General features: G+C 41.8%; 3 protein-coding genes and 1 pseudogene. 2 read left to right on the top strand and 2 right to left on the bottom strand.

Translation table 11 applies throughout. The features are described from left to right. Positions 1–134: 134 nt before the first annotated feature. Both FFM75_RS13845 and FFM75_RS13840 read right to left on the bottom strand, forming a co-directional pair. The gene (locus FFM75_RS13845; RefSeq protein WP_137629751.1) at positions 135–566 is read right to left on the bottom strand and encodes a universal stress protein; all 432 of its coding nucleotides are present in this window, start codon (positions 564–566) and stop codon (positions 135–137) included. Continuing rightward, positions 566–2137: an Nramp family divalent metal transporter gene (locus tag FFM75_RS13840; RefSeq protein WP_137629752.1), complete on the bottom strand. Its 1572-nt coding sequence runs from the start codon at positions 2135–2137 to the stop codon at positions 566–568. The genes FFM75_RS13845 and FFM75_RS13840 overlap by 1 nt, the downstream gene beginning before the upstream one ends. Before the next feature lie 129 nt (positions 2138–2266). Between FFM75_RS13840 and FFM75_RS13835 the strand changes: the two genes are divergently transcribed. Both FFM75_RS13835 and FFM75_RS13830 read left to right on the top strand, forming a co-directional pair. Further along, positions 2267–2911: a metal-dependent transcriptional regulator gene (locus FFM75_RS13835; RefSeq protein ID WP_137629750.1), complete on the top strand. Its 645-nt coding sequence runs from the start codon at positions 2267–2269 to the stop codon at positions 2909–2911. Between the two features lie 96 nt (positions 2912–3007). Then, positions 3008–3757, top strand: a pseudogene (locus FFM75_RS13830) (ABC transporter ATP-binding protein); the annotation flags it as partial. Positions 3758–3794: the final 37 nt, after the last annotated feature.

The raw sequence follows: 3794 nt of genomic DNA, 5'->3' as shown, positions 1-3794 counted from the left end.
GAAATCCGTAACTCTAAATTAAATTTAGTCATAGTAAAACCCCCGAGATTGTTGTCCAATCTCGGGGGTTCACTTCACAACGACGATTGTTGAGCGAGCTTTTTGCTGTATTTTGATTAGGAAAAATGGTTGGTCTAACGAACGACCATGACGGAGACTGGCGAGTACTTAGCCATATAAGCGGCTTGACTCCCAAAGCGGCGTGCGATACCACGCTTAGCAATTGACCCAATGACTAACAAGTCTGGTTCAATATGTGGAATCACGTCTTTAACAATCGTTTCGCCAGGTTCACCTTCAGCGATTGTTGCCCGAACTTTAGCAACACCAGCATCCTGAGCTTGTTTTTGATATTTCAAGATATGTTGTTCGAGTTCGTCACGTTCACCATGAACGTAATCTTTACTTAAGGCTTGATAAACATTCATTTCATCGTTTTCTAAGACCGAGACGATGACTAATTCAGCATCGTCTTGGATCGCTTGATGAATGGCATAGTCAAAAGCGAGTAGGGCGTCCGCAGAATCATCGACCCCGACTAGGATCCGTTGGAATTTTGTACTCATTAGTTAGCCCCTTCCTTGCCAGCAGCAGCTAATTGTTGGGCGGCATAACGTTTGTTACCCCGATGTAAATCAAAGGTTGTCCAAGCAAGTAGCGCTAAAATCGCAACGATTAAGATGTAAGCAATAATGTTGGCTAATGTCGTTTGTGAAGCGGTGATGTTATCACCAAAGAAACCAGCAACGGCATCAGGTAAGCCAATCATGTTCAAAACAGTTAAACCAATAACGGATAACCAACCTAATCCTTTGACCCAGAACGAGTTCTTGAAACGTTCCCCCATTTCAACCGAACTGTCAGTCATCATGAGCAGTGGCAACATTGAGAATGGCAACGCGAAGGCCAGGAAGACTTGCGAGTTATTCATCAAGTTATTCAGTGCGGTATGTTCATCAATCGCACTCTTACCACTAGTTAACATGACACAAATCAAAACTGGAATCACTGAGATCAACCGGGTGACTAAGCGTCGTAGCCATAATGGCATCCGCATATGAACGAAACCTTCCATAATAACTTGCCCAGTTAAGGTCCCGGTAATGGTTGAATTTTGACCAGAAGCTAACAAAGCGATTGCAAAGAGGGCGGATAATACCCCAGATTTGGCAACGCTAATTAAAATACCATTACTTAACATTGAGGTGTTTGATAAGGCTTCATATAAACCGAAGAATGATGGATCTTTAACCGCACCACTCTTGAAGACTGCAACCCCCATGATAAGTAACAATGAGTTAACAACAAACGCAAATGTTAATTGAATGTTAGAATCCCAAGCGGCGAACTTAACCGTCCGAGCCACATCGGCTTCATCATTATGATCAATCTTCCGTGTTTGTGAAATAGCTGAATGCAAGTACAAGTTATGTGGCATAACCGTCGCCCCAATGATCCCCAAAGAACCAGATAATGGGGTCATGCCGGCAACACTCTTAGATGTTGAGAAAGTTGCTGCTGTTGGGACTAACCCTTTGATCACACCGCCCCAATCAGGGTTTGACAAGGCAACTTGATAAACGAAAACAAAGAGGATAACCAAAATTAAACAAACAACAATTGCTTCAATTTTCCGGAACCCAATTTTCGTTAATAATAGCAAGACCAAAACATCAAAGACCGTAATGAAGACGGCCACGACGAGTGGGATTCCGAACAATAAGTACAAGGCAATTGCGGCCCCAATGACTTCCGCAATATCGGTGGCCATAATGGCAAATTCGGTTAAAATCCATAAGACAATCCCCAATGACTTACTCGTGCGCGCCCGAATCGCTTGCGCTAAATCCATCTGACTCACGATACCAAGTTTGGCAGCCATGTATTGTAGTAACATCGCGATCAAACTTGAAATCAAGATGACAGACATTAACATATACTGGAAGTTTTGCCCCCCGGTGATTGACGTTGACCAGTTACCTGGATCCATATACCCAACTGCGACTAAGGCACCTGGCCCTGAATAGGCAAATAACGTCTTCCAAAAACTCATATTCTTAGGAACTTCGATCGTCCCATTAATTTCTTCCAATGAAGGACCGTTCGCATATTCAATTAACTTATGCTTGCGCCCCATTGCATCTTTTCCTTCACTCAAACTAATTTCCCCTTTCTTAACTCTTAGAACGATTATTATTGTACAATAAATCTATTAAAAGTAAAATGTTTTTTAGGGCAACCGAGAAAAAGATTTGGATGTGGGAGAATGAGAAAGAGTGTTGCGAATTATTTAAAAGCGATTTTTGAAGCGAGCTATTTACAAGGAGGAACGAGTAATAAACAGATTGCAGAGCTACTGCAAGTAGCGGCGGGGTCGGTCACGGAAATGGTGACCTATATGGAATCTGAGGGGTTAGTACAACGTCAAAAGTATGGTCAAATTAAATTAAGTTCGGCTGGGGAACAGGCCGCATGGAAATTAATTTATCGTTACCGATTATTTGAAGTTTGGCTCTCCAAAACTTTAGATTTACCGTTATTAAAAATACCTAACCAAGCTTGGACGTTAGCAGCGGTTAATGATGAATTGTTGATTAATCGGTTAAATATCGTTTTGGCTCAGCCAACGCATAGTCCATTTGGGGGCTGTATCCAGATTGATGAACGGGCGACCGATGAACTACAAGTGCTAGCACAAATTAATGAACAACAGGTTTTAACAATCCATAGTTATTTAGAACAACCAGATATGATTCAGTACTTTCAATATGCCGACCTACATTTGGGGCAAAAGTTGCAAGTCATTGATAAAAATCCAGAGTTACAAGTGATTGCGTTACAGGCGGCGGATGGCCAAAAATACTTATTAAACTGGCGGTTAGCCCGGTATATTTATGTGTTTAACCATTAACTAGTCGTCCTTGGCGACAGGTTATTAGATTAATGATATAGTTACAACAAGTTATGTTAATCGTAACCACACAGCCAAAGGGAAGGACTATGTAAGATGCTGGAATTAAAACACATTAAAAAGTATTATCACGTGGGTGATTCTACGACTAAGGCACTCGACGATGTGTCAGTTGCTTTTCGGCAACGAGAATTCGTTGCGATTTTAGGGCCAAGTGGTTCTGGGAAGACCACGATGTTAAATGGCATCGGTGGTTTAGATGTTTATGACTCTGGTGATTTGATTATTAAGGGTAAATCAACCAAAGACTTTAAAGCCAGCGACTGGGATGCGTATCGAAATAACTCAGTCGGGTTTATTTTTCAAAGCTACAATATCATTGGTCATTTAAGCATCCTCAATAACGTTGAAATGGGGATGACGTTGAGTGGTGTTGGTAATGCCGAGAAAAAGGCTAAAGCAATTAAGGCACTTGAACGCGTTGGTTTAGGACCACATATGAATAAGCGGCCAAATCAACTATCGGGTGGCCAAATGCAACGAGTCGCGATTGCGCGGGCGATTGCGAATGATCCAGAAATTTTGTTATGTGATGAACCAACCGGGGCTTTGGATACTGAGACTAGTGTGCAAATTATGGACTTGATCAAAGAATTATCAGCCGAACGGTTAGTCATCATGGTGACACATAATCCAGAATTAGCGGCTCAATATGCTAACCGAATCATTAACTTTGCGGATGGTAAAATTCAGCACGATTCGAATCCATACCAAGAAGAAACGGGTAGTGACCACTTTGCATTAAAGGTAGATTGCAAATTTAATCCGAATTTTTGGACAAATTTGTCAGCATAACCTGATACGGTGTTTGCCAGTCGAGTAT

Origin of the sequence: Lactiplantibacillus daowaiensis (assembly GCF_005405085.1) — a bacterium.
Taxonomy (GTDB): Bacteria; Bacillota; Bacilli; order Lactobacillales; family Lactobacillaceae; genus Lactiplantibacillus; species Lactiplantibacillus daowaiensis.
This window is presented reverse-complemented; position numbering and strand designations above follow the sequence as displayed.